Origin of the sequence: Streptosporangium sp. NPDC006013 (assembly GCF_040614275.1) — a bacterium.
In the GTDB taxonomy this organism is placed as follows: Bacteria; Actinomycetota; Actinomycetes; order Streptosporangiales; family Streptosporangiaceae; genus Streptosporangium.
Map to the genome: position 1 here is coordinate 1 of NZ_JBEXUE010000183.1, position 17,935 is coordinate 17,935.

Consider the following 17,935-nt stretch of genomic DNA (forward strand, 5'->3'; position numbering starts at 1 on the left):
CCCAGGACGGCTCAGGCCGCCGGAAGGTGCACTCGCGGCAGGCCCAGTCGTTCTCCCCGGCCTGCGAGGAGGTCAGCGGCGGCCCGGCAGCGCGGCGACCTCGGACTCCGGCCGCCAGGTGGGCAGATACTCCCGCAGCCGCAGCACCATGCCCTGGCAGTAGGAGGCGTTGTGCTCCAGGCTGCGCTCGGGCATGAACGGCAGCTTCCGCCCGCGCGGGTGGTCGAGCACCAGCCGGGTGAGGTGCTCCTGGCCGGCCTCCAGGCCGGTCACGTCGAGGTCGATGAGGAGGGCGGCCAGGTCGGCGGGCATGTCGACGACCGAGGCCGTCCTGCCGTGCGGCTCGACGCGCAGCTCGGTGAAGTCGTAGCCCGGCGGCTTGGGCCTGGCCAGGTAGATGTAGGGCCTGGCCAGCAGGTCGAGCTCGAACGCGGCCCGTGCCCCGGCGTCCCGCCACCAGGACTGACCGCGGGCGAAGTCGGCGAGCAGCCCGTCGAACTCCTCGCGGTGCGAGTGCAGGACGAGGTGCGCGACCATCCCGAAATTATGGAAATCGTAGTTCCAGAGTTTCTGCACGGAATCGCGGAAGAAACTGGCGACCTCGGTGTCGGTACGGCTCTCGAAATACGTCGCGGCGTCGGTGAAGAAATCCTCCAGCCGCCTTGTTCCGGACCTCTCCAGATAATTGGCGAGGTAATACAGGCCGCGTAGGTTGTAGAGCGAGTGGACGGCGTAGTAGAACCAGGTGCCGCGCTCGCACTCCGTACGGCTTACCCAGTTGGTGCCGACCACCACGTCGGCTTCCGTGACATCACTGGGAACGCGTTCCACCTGCACTCCGAGAAGCTCCCGTTTGGCGTATATCGAGGTGTTGTGCAGCAGGAGTTGCGGATAGACGATGAGCGTGTCGGCACGGAGCCGGCACAGTTCCGCGATTCCCTCCTTGTATGACTCCAGGGTCTCTCCGGGAAGCGGCCAGATCAGCTCGATGTAGGAGCTGATGCGCTTCTCCCTGAGCGTTCTCTGCAACTCGGTGTAGGTCGCGGGCTTGATGTTCGAGCGGTCGACCAACTCCAGGGTCCTGGAGCTCATCGACTGCAGGGAGATGGGCTGGCTGGTCAGCAGTCCGCCCTGCACGAGGATCTCGGTGATCTCGGCCATCCGGTCGGGCTTGTTCTTGGCCGCGGCCATCGAGACCATCACCGGGTAGCCGTTCTGCTCGCTGCACTCCACCAGGTGGCGGGTCAGTTCCACGTCGCGCGGGGCCATGCCCCAATTGGCGTCCGCGATGAAGATCGACACGAAGTCGTGCTTGCTGATCCAGGTGATGTCGTCGCGGACCCGCTGGTCCTCGAACTTGTGGACCTTGTCGTTGGTCGCCGCGCCCCAGAAGCAGAAACCGCAGCTGAACGGGCATCCGCGGTTGGTCTCCAGGATGGCGGTGGTGTACTTGCCCTCCTCGAAGACGCCGGAGGTGAAGGGCGAGGGCACCTCCATCAGGTCGCGCACCCGCTCGGCGGCCTCGGTGGTGACGAGTTCCCCCGACCGCCAGAAGCTGATCCCGTCGACGGCCGAGAAGTCGGGGTCGTCGCCGATCACCTGGCGCAGGTACTGCAGCATCGTCTTCTCGCCCTCGCCGTTGCAGACGACGACGTTCTCCTGTTCGGGGGCGACGTACTCGTCGGCGTGCAGCATGACCTGGGGACCGCCGAGGATGAACCGGGCCGCCGGGAGCCGCTCGTGCAGCGCGGCCAGCACCGCGCGCGCGAATCCGATGTTCCAGATGTAGCAACTGATGGCGTAGACATCGCTGCGCTTTTCCAGGAGTTCTGCGATCACCTCCTTTCTGTCCGCGGACACCGGGGCGGAGAAGATCTCGAAATCACATCGCGGCCCCACCTCCGGATCGTGCTGTGCGTAAGCCTGCATGTAGCCGGAGGCGAGGGGCAGGATGGCCTCGAATGCAGACAGCTCGACGAATGTGACTTTGGTGTTCATGACGCTCGTCCCTGCGTAGTCCGAGTAATCGCTGAAGCCGATCGGATGGAATCCGCTCATGCTTTCACAGGGGGATGGGACGGACAACGCGCGCCAATTGCGGACACCACTCGCGTGTTACGGTTCTGGAAACCTCGATAACCACGGAGGAGAAACCGTATGCCGACTCACGACTACGAGACCGGCCTCGGGACGCTCTCACTCGACGACCGGATCGCGGAGCATCTCGAAAAGACCTTTCAGGACCCCTGGGAAATCCGCAGATTCTCCCATGATTTCCGCAGGAACGGCTACGTCAAACTGCGGAATGTGGTCTCCGAGGAGGTCAAGGATCTCGTCTCGGACGAGGTGGAGCGCCTGCTCGACCTGCACGCGCGCCGGATCGACATCAACCTCAAGGAGACCAGCAACTCCCCGCGGAAGATGAGCACGGTCAGCCAGCAGTCCATCGCCGGCGACAGCTCCCTGATCCCGGAGCTCTACGACTCCCCCGCCCTCAAGGGCTTCCTGGGCCGGCTGGCGAACGAACCCGTCGTCAACTGCCCCTGGGACGAGGAGAAGTACGTCATCATCCGCCAGGAGAAGCAGGGCGACACCCACGGCTGGCACTGGGGCGACTTCAGCTTCACCCTCATCTGGATCCTGGAGGCGCCGAGCAGCGAGTACGGCGGCATGCTCCAGTGCGTTCCGCACACCAACTGGGTGAAGGAGGACCCCCGGGTCCACGACCACCTCATCCGCTACCCGATCAGCACCTACGCCCACCAGAGCGGCGACATCTACTTCCTGCGCTCCGACACGACGCTGCACCGCACGGTCCCGCTGTCGGAGGACCGCACCCGGATCATCCTCAACACCTGCTGGGGCAGCGAGTCCGACGCGAAGAAGGAACAGTCGCACGAGACCATGGAGGCGATGTTCAGCTGAGCTCCGGGACGGTCCCGGGCTCACCGGCCACACCCACCGGCGCCCGGGCCCCGAGGAGTCCGGGAGGAGGGGAACGGCCCGGTTCACGACCGGGCCGTCCCGACGCCGGGCTCAGCTCCGCCTGGATGGAGAGGGCACCGGTGATGACGTCTCCGGTACGACCTGCGCCCGGGGCCGGCCCGGCAGGAGCGGGATGGCGGCCAGAATGACCACGATCACGGTGACGGTGAACCAGAAGACGCCGTGGAAGCCGGCTGTCGCGTCGTCGGCGGTCTGCAGGATGAGCGTGACGACGGCGACCCCGATCGCGGCGCCGAGCTGGTTGAGCATGTAGAGCACCGAGCTGCCCTGCGCCACCATCGGGGCGGGCAGTGTGCGATACAGCGATCCCATCGTGGGGGCGCTGAAGAAGCCCATGCCCAGGCCGATGGTGAGGGCGCCCAGCACGAGCCACACCTCGGGGGTTTCCGCTCCGATCTGGGTGAAGGCCAGCGCACTGAGGGCGGCCACGAGCGCGCCGCCGCCTGCCAGCCCGCGAGCGCCGAGCCGGTCCGACAGCCGTCCGGCCAGCGGCATGGCGATGGAGCCGCCGAGGCCCACGGGCGCCATCAGCAGCCCGGCGGCGAGCACGCCGTACCCGTGCGCCTGCTGGTAGTACAGCGGCAGCGCGAAGAAGACGGCGAAGTTCGCGAGGCCGCCCAGGCCCATGATGGTGACGCTCGCGGTGAAACCGCGGCCGGCGAACAGTCGCAGGTCGATCAGGGGTGGCGTGCGCCGGGTACGGAACGCGTGGATCGTGTAGCCGATCAGCAGCGCGGCGCCGGCGGCCAGCGGGCTGAGCGCCTGCCAGGCGGTGAACGTGCCCTGCTCGGCCGTCTGCGACAGGGCCAGGATGAGCGCCGCGAAGCCCGGACCGATCAGGGCCAGGCCGATGGCGTCGAGCCGGACCCGCGGCTGCCGCTCGGCCGGCGGGTCGGCGGGCAGCACGCGCAGGGCGAGCAGCAGGGCGATGATGCCGACGGGCACGCTGAGCAGGAACATCCATCGCCACTGCAGTCCCTGGAGGATGGCGCCGCCCAGGATCGGCCCGAGGACCGGGCCGAGGGAGAGGACCACGCCCATCAGGCCCATCACGCGTCCCGCGCGATGCGGACCTGCGGCCCGGGCCAGCAGGACCAGCACGAGCGGGTCGAGGAGGCCGGCGCCGAGGCCCTGGACGACGCGGAAGAGGATCAGGCTGCCGACGTCCCAGGCCAGCCCGGAGGCGAGCGATCCGGCCAGGAACAGCAGGAGGCCGATCAGCCAGAGCCGCCTGCCGCCGAACCGGTCGACGGCCCAGGTGGCGAAGGGGATGGTGGCCGTGACGGCCAGCAGGAAACCGGTGGAGGCCCAGCCGATCGTGCTCAGCGAGGTGTCGAAGGCGGCGGCCAGGGTGTCGGTGGCGACGGCGGCCATCGTGCTGTTGAGGATGCCCAGCAGCCCGCCGAGCAAAATCACGCCGATCAGCCGCAGCAGTGCCGGATCCAGCCGGTCGTCTCGCGGTTCTGTCATGGGTTCTCTCCGCTTCGATCACAACGAACTAGACCAGTGCGACCAAATTAAGAGACCCATGAGTCTTAGTCAATCTGGTCTAAAAAACCAGACTGATTAGTCCAATCGGGTGGTTCGGGAAGTATGATGCGGCCTATGAGCGGAATCTCGGCCGAACAGAGCCCCTCCGTCGTGCGCGGACGCATCGACAAGCGGCAGGCGATCCTGGATGCCGCGTTCACGGTGTTCGCCCGCCAGGGGTACGCCCAGGCCGGGGTGGACATGATCGCCGCCGAGGCGGGCGTCGCCAAGGCCACCGTGTACAACCACTTCGGCGACAAGGAGACCCTGCTACGCCAGGCGATCACCGCACAGGCCGACAGGGCGCTGGCCAGGAACCTGGCCGTACTGGAGCGGCTCACCGAGCACGGCGAGCCGCGCGCCATGCTGGAGGAGGTCGGCCACAGCCTGCTCCAGTGCTACTGCGACGACCGTTCCTGGGCACTGCGGCGGCTGCTCTCGGCGGAGCTCAACCAGTTCCCCGACCTGCTCGACATCGTCCAGGGGCGCGCGGCCGAGCGCGTCGCCCAGGCCCTGGCCGACCGGCTGGCCCGGCTCACGCTCGCCGGCCGCCTGCACGCGACCGACCCGGCACAGGCGGCCGAACAGTTCAACGCCCTGCTCACCGGCCCGATGGAGGCCAGGTCCCGGCTGGGAACCCGCCAGGTCGGCGACGCCGAACTGCGAGCCGTGGCCCGCGCCGCCGTCCACACGTTCCTGCGGGCCTTCGGCCCCGACGCCCGTTAGGCCCCTGCCCCGCGGACCCCGCCGTGGCGAGGATCGGTCAGCCGGGCCGTGCCACCAGGGCCCCGCACGCCCTGCGGATCATGGAAGTGCTCGTACGCCGGCCCTGTTCACGGCCGCCTCGATGCCGTCCAGGAGGACGGCGAGACCGGCCGCGAAGGTCTCCTTCGCCTCCTGTTCCAGGTAGGGCACGCTCTCGTCCTCGGACTGGTAGGCACCCTCGCTGTCGAGCCAGGTCAGCGTCGGGAACCGCTCGGCGAAGTCCGGCGCGACCTCCTCCAGCAGGGCCGAGCGGGCGTACCACCACTCCTCGTCGGACATCCCGGTCGCCGCCGGGGCCTGGCGCGACTCCGCGACCGTCTGCGCCGCCGCGCGCACGAAGTGGAACAGCACCCCGACGAGGCGCCGCAGCACCCCGGCCGTGAGGCCCGTCTCGCGGAGGATGCGCAGCGCCGTCTCCAGCATGACGTACTCGTTGGGGCCCAGCACCGGGCGCGCCTGCGAGACCTGCAGCACCCACGGGTGGCGCAGGTAGAACGCCCAGGCCTCCTCGGCCCAGGAGGTCACGGCCGCCCGCCAGCCCGCCCCCAGCTCATAGGAGGTGGGCAACTCGGCCAGGGCCCGGTCGTACATCAGGTCGACCAGCTCGCCCTTGCTGGGCACGTAGGTGTAGAGGGCCATGGCGGTGCGGCCGAGCCGTTCACCCACCGCGCGCATGGAGAGCGCGGCCATCCCCTCGGAGTCGGCGACGGCGATGGCCGTATCCACGATCACATCCACGCTCAGACCGGGCTTGGGGCCGGGGCGCCCCTCTTCCGACCTCGAGGTATGCCACAGCAGTGCCATCGAACGGCGCGCGTCGCCCTGTCCGGCGAAGACGACCAACTTGCCACTCCTTACGGCATAAACTAACTTTACCGGGCTATCTCTTTACACCCTAAGGATATCAAGGGAGAAGGTCAGTGTCCCCCTCCAGCCCCACCCCCACCGACGACCACGACACGCGGCACGGCCGGGCCGCCGCGGACAGCCACGACGTGATCGAGGTCCGCGGCGCCAGGGAGAACAACCTGGCCGACGTCTCGCTGGACATTCCCAAGCGCAGGCTCACCGTCTTCACCGGGGTATCCGGCTCCGGAAAGTCCTCCCTCGTCTTCGGCACCATCGCCGCGGAGTCGCAGCGGCTGATCAACGAGACCTACACGGCCTTCGTCCAGTCGTTCATGCCGAGCCTCGGCCGGCCCGACGTCGACGCCCTGCGCAACCTGAGTGCGGCGATCGTCGTCGACCAGGAGCGGATGGGTGCCAACTCCCGCTCCACGGTCGGCACGGCGACCGACGCGCAGACGATGCTGCGGATCGTCTTCAGCCGGATCGGCACCCCGCACGTCGGCACCTCGACCGCGTTCAGCTTCAACAGCGCCGAGGGCATGTGCCCGAAGTGCGAGGGACTCGGCCGGGTGTCGGACGTCGACGTCTCCCAGCTGGTCGACGTCGACCTCTCGCTCAACGAGGGAGCGATCACCGCCCCGAACTTCAATGTGGACTCGTGGTACTGGCAGTCGATAGCCCACTCCGGATTCTTCGACCGCGACGTCAAGCTGAAGGACTACACCCCGGCCCAGTGGGAGGACTTCCTGCACAGACCCGCCACCAAGATCAAGATCGGCACCATGAACACCACCTACGAGGGGCTCCTGGTCAAGGTGCGGCGGCTCTATCTCGCCAAGGACCGCGAGTCCATGCAGCCGCACATCCGGGCGTTCGTGGACCGGGCCGTGACGTTCACCAGCTGCCAGGCGTGCGGCGGCACCAGGCTCAACCCCGCCGCACTGGGCTCGAAGATCAACGGCCGCAACATCGCCGACTGCGCCGCCATGCAGATCAGCGACCTGGCCGACTTCGTCCGGGACATCGAGGACGAGTCGGTACGGCCGCTGATCGCCACCCTGCGCAACACCCTGGACTCGCTGGTCGAGATCGGCCTGGGCTACCTGAGCCTGGACCGCGAATCCGGCACCCTGTCCGGAGGCGAGGCCCAGCGGGTGAAGATGGTCCGGCATCTCGGCTCCAGCCTGACCGACGTCACCTACGTCTTCGACGAGCCCACGGTGGGCCTGCACCCGCACGACATCGAGCGGATGAACGGCCTGCTGCTCCGGCTGCGCGACAAGGGCAACACGGTCCTGGTGGTCGAGCACAAGCCGGAGACGATCGAGATCGCCGACCACGTGGTCGACCTCGGTCCCGGGGCCGGTTCGTCCGGCGGGCGGATCTGCTTCACCGGCGACGTGGCCGGGCTGCGCGCGTCGGATTCCCTGACCGGCCGCCACCTGGACCACCGGGCCCGCCTGCGTGAGAAGGTACGGCAGCCCAGCGGGCAGCTGTCCATCACCGGCGCCGGCCTGCACAACCTGAAGGACGTGAGCGTCGACATCCCGCTGGGCGTGCTGACCGTGGTCACCGGCGTCGCCGGCTCGGGCAAGAGCTCGCTGATCCACGGCTCGCTCCCCCGCCGGGACGACGTCGCGGTGGTCGACCAGGCCCCGATCCGGGGGTCGCGCCGCAGCAACCCGGCCACCTACAGCGGGCTGCTCGATGCGATCCGTACCGCCTTCGCCAAGGCCAACGGGGTCAAGGCCGCCCTGTTCAGCGCGAACTCCGAGGGGGCCTGCCAGAACTGCAAGGGCATCGGCCTGGTCTACACCGACCTGGCGATGATGGCCGGGGTGGCGTCGGTGTGCGAGCAGTGCGAGGGGAAGCGGTTCACCCCCGAGGTGCTCACCCACAAGCTGCGTGGCAAGGACATCAGCGAGGTGCTGGCCATGTCGGTGGCCGAGGCCCGCGACTTCTTCGCCTCCGGCCCGGCCCGCGCCGTCCTGAACCGGCTCGCCGACGTGGGCCTGGGCTACCTCGGCCTGGGCCAGCCGCTCACCACCCTGTCCGGCGGCGAGCGGCAGCGGCTCAAGCTGGCCATCCGGATGGCGGAGAAGGCCACCACGTACGTGCTGGACGAGCCGACCACCGGCCTGCACCTGGCGGACGTGGACCAGCTCCTGGCCCTGCTGGACCGGCTGGTCGACGACGGCAACACGGTCATCGTCATCGAGCACCACCAGGCGGTGATGGCCCACGCCGACTGGATCATCGACCTCGGCCCGGGTGCCGGCCACGACGGCGGCCGGGTGGTCTTCACCGGCACTCCCGCGGACCTGGTCTCCACGGGCGACTCGCTCACCGCCCGGCACCTGCGCACCTACCTGGGGAAAGACGGTGCGTAGCGGCTGAACCACACCGTCCACCTCGAGGTACGTGCCGCGTACCGCCAGATGTGAATGCTCGGCCGCCTCGGCGAAGGTGAGCACGGGTGTGACGCACGCTTCGGTCATCAGTGGTCACGGTGTTGTCCTCTCGGCCGTCAGGCTGGTCATGACCAGGTCGGCGAGCTGGCGGTACGCTTCGGCCTATACCGCCACCAACCGCCGGCCCAGCGCCCGCGCCGTGCGCGATGGGGAACTCAAAGCCCACATCAGCCGGGTCCATCGGGACAACTACGGTGTCCACGGGATCCGGAAGGTCTGGCGGCGGTTGCATCGCGAGCACATCGTGGTGGCCCGCTGCACCATCGCCCGCCTGACAGGTGAGCTAATTGTGGGCGTCTTCGCCGGTGCTCAGCCCGGAGCGGTGGGCGATGACGGCCAGTGCCGTGCGGTCCCGGGCATCGAGCTTGGTCAGGATCCGGCTGACGTAGGTGCGTACGGTCGCCGGGCTGATGAAGAGCGCCGCGGCGATCTCGGCGTTGGTGTCTCCGTGACCGACCCGAGTGAGGACGGTCAGTTCTCGCTCGGTCAGGGCGGCCAGTCGCGGGTCTGGTTCTGGCGGTTTCGGGGCTCGGGCGAGGTGTTCCATGACCCGCCGGGCGATCGTGGGCGAGAGGAGGTTTCCGCCCGCCGCGGCCGTGTGCACCGCCTTCCGGAGGTCGTCGGACGGCGTGTCCTTGAGGAGGTAGCCGGCCGCGCCGAGAGTGACGGCCTCGATGATGTCGTCGTCCTCGTCGAACGTGGTGAGGATCAGGACCCGCGAGCCCGCCAGCGAATCGTCGGCGCGGATCGCGGCCGTCGCCTCAAGCCCGTCCATGCCGGGCATCCGGATGTCCATCAGCACGATGTCGGGGTGCAGCTCCCGGACGCGGGAGAGCGCGGCGCGGCCGTCGAACGCCTCGCCGACAACGGTGATCTCCGGATCGTTCTCAAGGAGTGTGCGCAGGCCCGCACGTACGAGCTCCTGGTCGTCGACGACGATCACGCTGATCATGACGGTTGCTCCAGCGGGAGGACGGATCGGACGGTGAATCCCGTGGTTCCGGGTCCGGCTGTCAGGGTGCCGCCAAGCGCCTCGGCTCGCTCGCGCATCCCGGCGATCCCATGCCCGTGCCCGGTATCGCCGCCCAGGTCCGCACCGTCATCGGTCACCGACACGTGAAGCAGGGTGCCGTCGTCGTACGCGGTGACGCGGGCGTGGGTACCGCGCGAGTGCCTGACGATGTTGGTGACCGCCTCCTGAACGATTCGGAACGCCGCGGCGTCGACCGTCGCGGGCAACTGAGCGGTGACGCGCATGTCGATGTCGATGCTGGTTCCCGCAGCCGCGGCCGTTTCACGAAGTGTGTCGATGCTCGACAGCGAGACGACCGATCTCGGGTTCTCAGTCGGCGCACGGAGCAGGGCGACGGTTCTGCGCAGCTCGCTCATCGTGCGCGTGGCGGTGGACCTGATCAGGTCGAGAGCCGCGCGGGTCTGCGTCTCGTCGTGACCGAGCGACTCGCGGGCGACATCGGCGTGCAGGGAGATGACGGAGGTCGTGTGACCGATCGAGTCGTGCAGATCCCGCGCGATGGCCAGGCGTTCGGCGTGAACGCGCGCGTCCGCTTCCTGCTGATACCGCTGGGCGGTGAGCTCGGCGATCCGCCTCACTCCCGCCTGTGCGGTCCTTCTCGATCTCAGGCCGTCTCCCAGGGCGATCGCCGCGGCCATGAGCAGGATGTGTCCGGCCAGTTCATAACCGACGACGAACGAGAAATCCTGGCCCTCGACCAGGCGGAAGAACAGCGAGACCGCGACCACGACGGCAGCGGTGACAACGGCATGGACGAGCCGGCCGAACTCGGCCGCCGAGAACAACGCCGCGGCGACCGGGACGGCGACCCCGACAGCCGGATAGCCGGCGGCGTAGTAGGCGAACAGTCCCAGCGCGCTGACGGCGAGCACGATCACCGGGTAGCGCCGGCGGGCCGGCATCAGCGCGCCAAGACCTACCGCCCACAGGTACGCGATCGCGTCCGGACCGTGCCGTCCTCCCTGGTCGGCGGAGATCACGACCGACACGGTGAGGCTGACGCCCGCACCGATCAGGGCGTCGACGGCCCAGGATGGGAGTCTCCTTCGTGCCCGCTCGTCGACCATGGGATCCACCCTAGGGTGCCCCTCGGCGGCTCCGCGGCCCGCGTGAGGCGACACCGGGGGTCGCCTCTGGACGTACCGGCATCAAGATCGGATACGGATGTGCCGCGCCCATGGCGCTCCCTAGTGTGCAGCCATGACCCATCAGCACACCCCACCACCTCGGCCGCCCGCCCCGAGACGCCCGGTTCTCGGGCTGCCCATGATCGCGGTAATCGGGCTCGCTCTTCTCGCGGCGCCCCGGGTCGTGCTTCACGACCTGGACGTCATCCACGAGGGCACCTTCGTCAACGCCCTGTTCGTCTTCGTACCACCGATGACCTGGATCGGGGTCGCCCTCTGGAAACGAGTGCCCAGCCCCTTCCTCACCCTGCTCGTCGTGGGCCTGTTCTACGGCGTCTTCCTTACCGCGGGACACCAGTTGCTCTGGGACGCCGGCTTCGGCGGCAACCCGCCCGTACTCGGCGGGAACCTGAGCGATCTCAACCCGGCGACGCAGTCCGTCATCCTGCGGCTGTTCGCCGCGATCAGCAGTCTCTTCACCGGCGTCATCGTTGGAGCGATCACCGGCCTGATCGCCTGGGGACTCAGCAGAGTCATCCCATCAACTTCCAGGGCGTCCTGAGTACCTGATTCTCCGCGTTCGGGCAGCGGCGCGGGTTTCGCGAGTATCTGGCCGGACTGCTGCTACCGCGTGAGCGCGACAAGACGCCGACCTGCCTGGCCGGGGCCGAGCCTGTGGTCCGGTCCCCGGAATGCGAAGAAGTCATCCGAGCGGCTGGGACGGCACCGGTGGAAGATTGAGAGGTTCCTTGCCCGGCTGTTCGGCTACCGCCGTCTCCCCGTCCGGTATTAATAATGCAAGGGCAGCCACCTCTCGCCTTCCTCGGCCTCTCCGCCGTGCTGACCTGCTACCGGAAACTCGCCAAGCTCACCGCGTGAGACATCGTCCAAGGGAGTGGCTCGGCCGTGCTGGGCGGTGCGCCAGCCGGAGGGAATGCGGTAAGGGCCCATCCACGGTTCGAGGGAGACGCCCCAGCTATTCAGCGCGAAGGAGATCTTGTGGTATTCGCCGATCAGGGTGACGAGTTCGATCAGTTCACGTTCGCCGTAGGTTTCCGACAGGGTCTCCCAGGTGTGGTCGGAAACCACTGACTCGGTGTGCAGTTCGTCCACAGCGGTCAGCACCGCCCGCTCGTGCCGGGTCCATGGTCCGAGGGAGATGTCCTGGGAAATCAGGTCGATCTCCTCTCGGGTGAGGCCGACGCTGAGGGCGACAAGGTAGTGGTGATTCCACTGGTAGATCGCCGAACACGCCCACGCGCCGCGCAAGATCGCCAATTCGCGGTGTCGTGGCGGTAGGACGCCGTCGATCACGCCACGGGCGAGGGGCACGCTCTCCTTGTACAGCTTGGTGTGCCGTACAAAGGTGGTGAGAATGTTCGGGATGTTCACACGGTGCAGCTCGAAGATCGAGTTCTCCCCTTCGATGAGGCCCAACGCGTCCAGTGTTTCCTGGTCACGCTCACCGGGGGCGACGGGTGCGATCCGCGGCCGTCGGCGGATGCCCTCGGCGATCTCGGCGGCGGTGGTCAGGACGCCGGTGACCGTGCGGTCGGTGCTGTCGCCCAGGGACTTGTAGACGGTGGCCAAGGTGATCACCAGGTTCTCCCGGCAGTCCCACTGGTCCCAGCGGCCGAGCGGCAGTTCGGCGGCGGCCTCCTCGACCGGCATTCCCTTGCGGTAGCGCACCTCCGCCTCGCCGTGCAGGTGCTCGAGATAGTCCCGCAGATCGATGATCCCGGTGATGTCGGTGACCGGCCCGTACCCGGGAACCACTACAGTCGGCCGTAGCGCCGCGAGCTGGACGCAAGCCGCACGCCACAGCTCGATCGAGCCCGACCACGACGCGGGATGCACACCGTTGACGACAGCGGCACCTGTGATCAGCACCGCCTCGTCAGGAAGCCACACGATCGTGTCAGCGGTGCTGTAGGCGCGCCCGATGTCCTGAACCTCGACAAGTGTGTGGCCGAGTTTGAGGTCGGCCGCACCGCTGAAGGTTTGATCAGGTGTTAATCGCCGAGCCGCGATTCCGTGTGTGCGCTGGGATCTCCCGAGATAGGCATCGAGTGGAGAACCCCGCTCCACCTCGACGGCGTCGAGCAGAGGGCACCTGGCGAGTGCCGCCGCCGTCTCCACCGAGGTGAGTGTCGGGGCGTAGTCCGGGATGTGCTGCCCGAAGTCGGTGTCGGTGAGCACCACCACCTTCGCCGCGCCATCGCCGTAACCGAGCAACTGTCTCGTGGCGTCCGCGCTGTCGAGAGTGCCGACGAGCATACCCCCGCTCATGTCACCCCGCACGTACGTCGCGTTGCGAGTGGTTCCGTCATAGGCGATCCACACGGACTCGCTCAGGTGCTCGTAGTACATGTCTACCTACCTCTCACTGCCTTTTGTTCAACACCATGCGTTCGAGCCAGTCCGCCACGCGGCCACCGGTCTCCACAATGTGCTGCTCGAGCATCGACAGATGGTGGCCGGGGCCGTCGATGACGTCGGTCATCCCGGGCAGCGTCGATCGCCAAGCGTCGTCGTGCACGGTGCCCAGCGGCGCAGACGCGCGCACCAGCAGCGAAGGCACTCGCGTCGACCGAGGACGCCACGACGACAACAGGTCCAAATACCAGGCGGTGGCCGACAACCGGACCCAGTCGAGCCCGTCGACCACCGATTCCCGGGCATGCAACGCCGGCCACAGCCTGGGCCGCAACACCTCAGTGGCTTTCGAGTCGAGCAAGTGGGTATCCAGCAGGACAACCGCGTCGACGGCAAGGCCGCGATCGTCAAGCCAGGCGGCGACCTCGTGGGCGAGCAACCCGCCCGAAGATGTTCCGAGCAGGACAAGCGGACCCGCCACGGTGCGGTCCACGACCGCGGTCGCCAGTTGCTCGATCAACACGGTCCGGGAGCTGGGCAACAGCTCGCCGGCGGTGAACCCGCCAGGCGTGACCACGCTGACATCCCACTGGCCGCCAAGAGCGGTGGCCAGACCATGGTAGACATGCTCGCCGGTGGTGGGAACGATGGGCGCGACACAGACCAGCTGACGCCCGGTTCCACTGTCCCTCAACGGTGTCAGACGGAGGGCCGGCGGCTCGGCCGACTTCTCGCGCACTTCGGCCACCCCGCGCAGCAATGCGTCCGCCTGGTCCATCAAACCAGCGTCGACCGACTGCCGGTGCAGGCGCGCGATGACGTCCGGCGGGCTCTGTGGCGCGCTTGGCGCAGTGTCCACCTCGACTCCGCGGACGAACAGCTCGGCCGCCGAAAGCACCACCCTGTCCATGCCACCCTCGTCGCGGCGCAAGGTCCCGGCGACCACCGCGGTGACCCCCGCCGCGTCCACCGCCTGCTCGATCCCCAACGTCAGCAGCGGGTGCGGGCCGACCTCGACGAACGCCCGATACCGCTCCTCCAGCAACCGCTCGATGGCCGGCGCGAACTCCACCGTGCGCCGCACGTTCTCATACCAGTAGCCGGCGTCCAGCTCCGTGCCCTCCAGCCACTGCCCGGTCGCCGTCGACAGCATCGGCACCCGCGCCGCACGCGGCGCCACCTCCGCCAGGTCCACCAGCAGATCGTCACGGAACCGCTCGACCTGCGGCGAATGCGCGGCGAAGTCCGCACCGGCCAACTGCCAGCGCATGACACCCTCGGCCGACAACCGCCGCTCCAGCACCCGCATGGCCTCCCCGTCGCCGGCGACGGTGACCACCCGGGGCCCGTTGACCGCGGCGATCGAGATCCGATCCAGCAGATCATCCTCGGCCAGCGCCGCGCGCACCTGCTCCACCGGCGCCATCACCGACAGCATCACCCCATGCCCGGACAGCCGTTCACCGATCAACCGGCTGCGCAACGCCACCACCCGCGCACCGTCCTGCAACGACAGACCACCCGCCACCACCGCCGCCGCGATCTCACCCTGCGAATGCCCCACCACCGCATCCGGGCGAACCCCCAGCGACTCCCACACCGCCGCCAGCGACACCATCACCGCGAACGAGGTCGGCTGCACCACATCCACCCGATCCAGCCCCGGCGCACCCTCCACACCCCGCACCACATCCAGCAACGACCACTGCACGAACGGTTCCAACGCCGCCGCGCACTCCGCCATCCGGCGGGCGAACACCGGCGACTCCTCCAGCAACCGCGCACCCATGCCCGGCCACTGCGCCCCCTGACCTGGAAACACCCACACCATCCGGCCATCCACGTCGGCCACACCCTGCACCACACCCGCCGCCGAGTCGCCGGAAGCGACCGCGGCCAACCCCGCCAGCAACTCCTCGCGATCCCCGCCGACCACCACCGCCCGATGCTCGAACGCCGACCGCGACGTGGCCAGCGAGAACGCCACATCGGCCGGCCCCAACTCGTTACCCTCCTCCACATACACCGCCAGACGGCCCGCCCACGCCCGCAACGCCTCACCCGACCTGCCCGAGATCACGCACGGCATCACACCCGGCACCGGCGCCGCGTCATCCACGCCCGGCTCGGCCTGCGGCCCCTGGTCGAGCTCGTCCAGATAGCGGGCGAGAGCCGCAGAGGTCGGGTGCCGGAACACCGCGCTCGCTTCGATCTTCTTGCCGGTGCGGGCGCGCAGCCTGGCACGCAGGTCAATCAAGGTCAACGAGTCCAGGCCGAGGCGGGTGAACTCACTGTCCGGCGCCACCGCTTGCATACCAGGCAGGCCCAGGGCCCTGGCCACCTCGGTCCGGACGAGATCCAACGCCGACAGCGGCTCGGTCTGGGCATCGGCTTCGATGGGGCTGGGGGGCATGGTGTGGTGGGCCACCCGCGGCCAGAACCGCTGCCGTTGGAAGGCATATGTGGGCACGGCGCACCGCCCGCCCGGAATCACGGCCGCCCAGTCCACCGGGACGCCGCGCACATGGAGTCCTGCCAGCGCGTTGACCAAGCTGGACAGTGAATCGCAGGTCCCCGGTTCGACAACGACGTCGTCCTGCCCGAACGGCCGGACCCGGTATTCAGCGACACGAGGGTCCTGGGCCTTGGCGCTGACCAGTTCGTAGGCGTCATCCAGCGACAACGCCCCGGCCACATACGCGGCGGCGACCTCGCCACCCGAATGGCCGCGGACTTCCGCCCTCACCCCCCAGGACTCCAGCAACCCGAACAACGCCACCTCGAACGCGAAACCACTTTCCTCCCCGAACCGGTTGCCGATCTCGGCCAGCGCTGCCGCGAACACCGGGAACTGAGCCAGCTCACGGCCCATCTCCGTGCACGCGGTCGCACCGGCGAACACGATCGTCGGTACCACCGGCTTCTCGACCACACCACGGACAACCAACTCATGGTCTTCGCCTCTCGCGAGAGCGGCGAGGGCGTCAAGGTTGCCGTCCAGCACCGCCGCACGGTACTCGAAGTGCGTGCGAGACACCGCAAGCGGTCGAGCCACACGCGAGTCAGGGTCGGCCGCCAGGAGGCGTTCCGCCTGTGCGCCAAGGGCATCGGCGGTACGACCGGACAGCAACCAGGGCAGCTTCCCTCGGCTGGACGGTTTCCCGGACTGTTCGCCTTCTTCAAGAATGACGTGTGCGTTGGTCCCGCTGATTCCGAAGGCGGACACCGCACCGCGTCGTGGACGCCCGTTGGTCGCCCACGGCACCGCATCGGTCGCCAGCCTGACCGAACCGGCCGACCAGTCCACCCGAGACGAAGGCTCGTCCACATGTAGCGTCCGTGGAAGAATCCCGTGCCGCATGGCGAGGATCAGCTTCACTATGCCTGCCACACCCGCGGCCGCTTGGGTGTGCCCCAGGTTCGACTTCACCGAACCGAGCCACAACGGCCGGTCCCGGTCCTGACCGTAGGTCGACAGCAACGCGTCGGCCTCAATCGGGTCTCCCAGCCTGGTTCCGGTGCCGTGTGCCTCTACGACGTCCACATCGGACACGGACAGGCCGCTGGAGGCCAACGCCTGGCGAATGACACGTTGCTGCGCGACGCCGTTCGGCGCGGTGAGCCCGTTCGAGGCGCCATCCTGGTTGATGGCACTGCCCCGGAGCACTGCCAACACCTCATGGCCCTTCGCCCGCGCCTCCGACAGCCGCTCGACCACAAGCATGCCCACGCCTTCAGCCCACCCTGTCCCGTCGGCCGCGTCAGCGAAAGCCTTGCAACGCCCGTCGCCGGACAGCACTCCTTGCCGGGTCAACTCGACGAACAATTCTGGCGTCGTCATCACTGTGACGCCGCTGACCAGGGCGAGCGAGCACTCCCCGGACCGGAGTGACCGAGCGGCCAGATGCAGGGCGACCAGTGCCGAGGAGCACGCGGTGTCCACTGTGAGCGCCGGACCGGTGAAGCCATACGTGTAAGCAAGCCGCCCAGACGCCACGCTCGCCGCGCTGCCAATGCCGGCGTAGCCACCGAAGTCACCTTCAGACTGGGCCAGCAGCGTCGGGTAGTCCTGGCCGTTGGTGCCGATGAACACGCCCACGTCACTACCACGCAGGGTCGCGGGCACGATGCCGGCTTGTTCCAGTGCCTCCCACGAAGTCTCCAACAGCAGTCGCTGCTGGGGGTCCATCGCCAGGGCCTCACGGTGGTTTATCCTGAAGAATCCCGGGTCGAAGTCAGCGACTCCGGCGAGGAACCCGCCGGATGCAGTGGCACTGCGGCTCACCAAGGTCGTCAGATCCCAGCCGCGGTCCTCAGGGAAAGAGGAAAGCACTTCACCTCCATCGGCCAGCAACTGCCACAGTTGCTCAGGAGTGTCGATCCCACCTGGAAAACGGCACGCCATACCGACAATGGCGACCGGGTCGTCGTGGTCGGCCCTCGCCTGAGGCCGGCTGATCTCCGGAGCCGCGCCGTGGATCCGCGACCAGAGATGGGTAATCAGCTCATCAGCCGTCGGATGGTCGAACACCACGGTCGCGGGTAGCGCCAGCCCGATGCGTTTCGCCAGGCCGTTGCGCAACTCCACAGTAGTGAGCGAGTCGAAGCCCAGGTCCTTGAAGGCGCGGTCACCATCGATGTTCGCACCGTCCGCGTGGCCGAGGACAGCCGCGATCTGGTGGCGTACCAACTCAGCCAAGGCGTCCTTGTTGTGCAGGCGCCGGCGTTCACCCGCGTCTTCGCCGCCACCGGCGGCCACCCGGACCGGTCGCCTCGCC

Annotated in this window: 11 protein-coding genes and 2 pseudogenes; 6 read left to right on the forward strand and 7 right to left on the reverse strand. The window is 68.3% G+C overall.

Going from position 1 to position 17,935, the window contains the following annotated elements; genetic code table 11:
* Positions 1 to 72: 72 nt before the first annotated feature.
* Positions 73 to 1,998 (reverse strand): cobalamin-dependent protein, encoded by a 1,926-nt coding sequence (locus ABZ260_RS25840; RefSeq protein WP_355622522.1) that lies wholly within the window; start codon positions 1,996 to 1,998, stop codon positions 73 to 75.
* A gap of 159 nt (positions 1,999 to 2,157) precedes the next feature.
* Between ABZ260_RS25840 and ABZ260_RS25845 the strand changes: the two genes are divergently transcribed.
* On the forward strand, positions 2,158 to 2,925 hold the full coding sequence (locus ABZ260_RS25845) for a hypothetical protein (protein ID WP_350962105.1): 768 nt from the start codon (positions 2,158 to 2,160) through the stop codon (positions 2,923 to 2,925).
* A 111-nt stretch (positions 2,926 to 3,036) separates the two neighbouring features.
* Here the strand turns inward: ABZ260_RS25845 and ABZ260_RS25850 are convergent, their stop codons facing one another.
* Complete coding sequence (locus ABZ260_RS25850) at positions 3,037 to 4,476, reverse strand: DHA2 family efflux MFS transporter permease subunit (protein ID WP_355622525.1); 1,440 nt, start codon at positions 4,474 to 4,476, stop codon at positions 3,037 to 3,039.
* Positions 4,477 to 4,611: 135 nt separating this feature from the next.
* Between ABZ260_RS25850 and ABZ260_RS25855 the strand changes: the two genes are divergently transcribed.
* Positions 4,612 to 5,262 carry a TetR/AcrR family transcriptional regulator gene (locus ABZ260_RS25855; protein WP_355622528.1) on the forward strand — a complete coding sequence of 217 codons (651 nt, stop codon included), beginning with the start codon at positions 4,612 to 4,614 and terminating at the stop codon, positions 5,260 to 5,262.
* Between the two features lie 78 nt (positions 5,263 to 5,340).
* Here ABZ260_RS25855 and ABZ260_RS25860 read toward each other — a convergent pair whose 3' ends face one another.
* The gene (locus ABZ260_RS25860; RefSeq protein WP_355622531.1) at positions 5,341 to 6,144 is read right to left on the reverse strand and encodes a TetR/AcrR family transcriptional regulator; all 804 of its coding nucleotides are present in this window, start codon (positions 6,142 to 6,144) and stop codon (positions 5,341 to 5,343) included.
* A 77-nt stretch (positions 6,145 to 6,221) separates the two neighbouring features.
* On the opposite strand from ABZ260_RS25860, the gene ABZ260_RS25865 reads away from it, so the two are divergent.
* Both ABZ260_RS25865 and ABZ260_RS25870 read left to right on the forward strand, forming a co-directional pair.
* The gene (locus ABZ260_RS25865; RefSeq protein ID WP_355622534.1) at positions 6,222 to 8,540 is read left to right on the forward strand and encodes an excinuclease ABC subunit UvrA; all 2,319 of its coding nucleotides are present in this window, start codon (positions 6,222 to 6,224) and stop codon (positions 8,538 to 8,540) included.
* A 211-nt stretch (positions 8,541 to 8,751) separates the two neighbouring features.
* Positions 8,752 to 8,895: pseudogene (locus ABZ260_RS25870) on the forward strand (IS3 family transposase); the annotation flags it as partial.
* 9 nt (positions 8,896 to 8,904) lie between these two features.
* Here ABZ260_RS25870 and ABZ260_RS25875 read toward each other — a convergent pair.
* Entirely contained in the window at positions 8,905 to 9,573 is a 669-nt protein-coding gene (locus tag ABZ260_RS25875; RefSeq protein WP_355622537.1) for a response regulator transcription factor, read from the reverse strand.
* A complete protein-coding gene (locus ABZ260_RS25880; RefSeq protein WP_355622540.1) occupies positions 9,570 to 10,721 on the reverse strand; it encodes a sensor histidine kinase in 1,152 nt (383 codons plus the stop codon). Before ABZ260_RS25880 ends, ABZ260_RS25875 begins: the two co-directional genes overlap by 4 nt.
* Before the next feature lie 133 nt (positions 10,722 to 10,854).
* Here ABZ260_RS25880 and ABZ260_RS25885 point away from each other — a divergent pair, with 133 nt between their 5' ends.
* Both ABZ260_RS25885 and ABZ260_RS25890 read left to right on the forward strand, forming a co-directional pair.
* Entirely contained in the window at positions 10,855 to 11,343 is a 489-nt protein-coding gene (locus ABZ260_RS25885) for a hypothetical protein (RefSeq protein ID WP_355622543.1), read from the forward strand.
* A gap of 123 nt (positions 11,344 to 11,466) precedes the next feature.
* Positions 11,467 to 11,571: pseudogene (locus ABZ260_RS25890) on the forward strand (IS5/IS1182 family transposase); the annotation flags it as partial.
* Here ABZ260_RS25890 and ABZ260_RS25895 read toward each other — a convergent pair.
* Both ABZ260_RS25895 and ABZ260_RS25900 read right to left on the reverse strand, forming a co-directional pair.
* Positions 11,571 to 13,151: a carboxymuconolactone decarboxylase family protein gene (locus ABZ260_RS25895; RefSeq protein ID WP_355622546.1), complete on the reverse strand. Its 1,581-nt coding sequence runs from the start codon at positions 13,149 to 13,151 to the stop codon at positions 11,571 to 11,573. The pseudogene ABZ260_RS25890 and the gene ABZ260_RS25895 overlap by 1 nt on opposite strands.
* Positions 13,152 to 13,164: 13 nt before the next feature.
* The gene (locus ABZ260_RS25900; protein ID WP_355622549.1) at positions 13,165 to 17,916 is read right to left on the reverse strand and encodes an acyltransferase domain-containing protein; all 4,752 of its coding nucleotides are present in this window, start codon (positions 17,914 to 17,916) and stop codon (positions 13,165 to 13,167) included.
* Positions 17,917 to 17,935 lie beyond the last annotated feature (19 nt).

Coding starts and splice junctions, on each gene's coding strand:
- ABZ260_RS25885 (WP_355622543.1), top strand. CDS start 10,855: ATGACCCATCAGCACACCCCACCACCTCGGCCGCCCGCCCCGAGACGC.
- ABZ260_RS25895 (WP_355622546.1), bottom strand. CDS start 13,151: ATGTACTACGAGCACCTGAGCGAGTCCGTGTGGATCGCCTATGACGGA.
- ABZ260_RS25840 (WP_355622522.1), bottom strand. CDS start 1,998: ATGAACACCAAAGTCACATTCGTCGAGCTGTCTGCATTCGAGGCCATC.
- ABZ260_RS25880 (WP_355622540.1), bottom strand. CDS start 10,721: ATGGTCGACGAGCGGGCACGAAGGAGACTCCCATCCTGGGCCGTCGAC.
- ABZ260_RS25845 (WP_350962105.1), top strand. CDS start 2,158: ATGCCGACTCACGACTACGAGACCGGCCTCGGGACGCTCTCACTCGAC.
- ABZ260_RS25855 (WP_355622528.1), top strand. CDS start 4,612: ATGAGCGGAATCTCGGCCGAACAGAGCCCCTCCGTCGTGCGCGGACGC.
- ABZ260_RS25850 (WP_355622525.1), bottom strand. CDS start 4,476: ATGACAGAACCGCGAGACGACCGGCTGGATCCGGCACTGCTGCGGCTG.
- ABZ260_RS25875 (WP_355622537.1), bottom strand. CDS start 9,573: ATGATCAGCGTGATCGTCGTCGACGACCAGGAGCTCGTACGTGCGGGC.